Annotated in this window: 1 protein-coding gene; it reads right to left on the bottom strand. The window is 54.0% G+C overall.

Features of this window, described 5'->3' with window-relative positions; all coding sequences use genetic code 11:
- Positions 1 to 42: 42 nt before the first annotated feature.
- The coding region (locus R7Z41_RS23800; RefSeq protein WP_263515626.1) for a glutamate decarboxylase at positions 43 to 1,386 on the bottom strand (1,344 nt) is incomplete at its 5' end.

Raw genomic sequence — 1,386 nt, 5'->3', positions numbered from 1 at the left:
CGAAACGGGTTCGTTTCGGGACACCGTTACCGTTAAACGTTATCAGGTATGTTTAAAGCTGTTCTGTTGGGCAATACCCTGCAGTTTCGGGTGATCACTGAGATATTTCAGGGAGGCTTTGTAGTCTTCCAGCAACAGTTCAGCAAAGTCCATTTCGAAGCCGCGACGACACATAATGCGCATCACCACGATGTCGGTGGCTTCACCGCCGAGAGTGAAGGCCGGAACCTGCCAGCCGCGCAGACGCAGACGTTCAGAGAGGTCGTACAGGGTGTATCCCGGATCTTCACCATCTTTCAGTTTGAAGCAAACCGCCGGGATGCCTTCGTCCGGGCGACCCGTACAGATGAACTCATACGGCCCCAGTTTGGCGATTTCATCCGCCAGATAAGCGGCAACCTGGTAAGAGGCGTTCTGTACTTTGGTATAGCCTTCACGACCGAGGCGCAGGAATTCATAGTACTGTGCAATTACCTGACCCGCCGGGCGGGAGAAGTTGATGGCAAAAGTACCAATTTGACCACCCAGGTAGTCAACGTTGAACACCAGTTCCTGCGGCAGCGCTTCTTCGTCACGCCAGATAACCCAGCCGCAGCCCAGCGGAGCCAGACCGAATTTATGGCCTGAAGCACTGATCGATTTCACACGCGGCAGGCGGAAGTCCCAGACGATATCCGGGGCGACGAACGGTGCCAGGAAGCCACCGCTGGCAGCGTCGATGTGCATGTCGATGTCGATACCGGTGTCGGCCTGGAATTTATCCAGCGCATCGTGCAGCGGTTGTGGGAACTCATAGTTACCGGTGTAGGTCACGCCGAAAGTCGGCACCACGCCGATGGTGTTTTCGTCACAGGCTTCAATCATGCGTTTCGGGTCCATAAACAACTGACCGGGGCGCATAGGGATCTCACGCAGCTCCACATCCCAGTAGCGGGCGAATTTATGCCAGCAGATTTGTACCGGACCGCACACCAGGTTTGGTTTATCCGTTGGTTTGCCTGCAGCTTCCATACGCTTGCGCCAACGCCATTTCATCGCCATCCCGCCGAGCATACAGGCCTCGGAAGAACCAATGGTGTTGGTGCCAACGGCCTGACCATTTTTCGGCGCAGGCGCATGCCACAGATCGGCAACCATATTTACGCAACGCAGGTCGATGGCTGCGGATTGCGGATATTCTTCTTTGTCGATCCAGTTTTTATTGATCGACAAATCCATCAATTTATGGACGTTTTCGTCGTCCCAGGTCTGGCAGAAAGTGGCCAGGTTCTGACGAGCGTTGCCATCAAGATATAATTCATCATTGATAATCTGGAATGCGACATCATCGCGCATTTCGTGCAGCGGAAATCGTTTTGACTCCGCGATAGTAGAAATGGCCTTTGC

It is taken from the genome of Vibrio sp. 1457 (assembly GCF_033340195.1).
GTDB lineage: Bacteria > Pseudomonadota > Gammaproteobacteria > Enterobacterales > Vibrionaceae > Vibrio > Vibrio alginolyticus.
The sequence above is the reverse complement of the archived record's forward strand: the minus strand, read 5'-3'. Positions and strand labels throughout refer to the sequence as shown.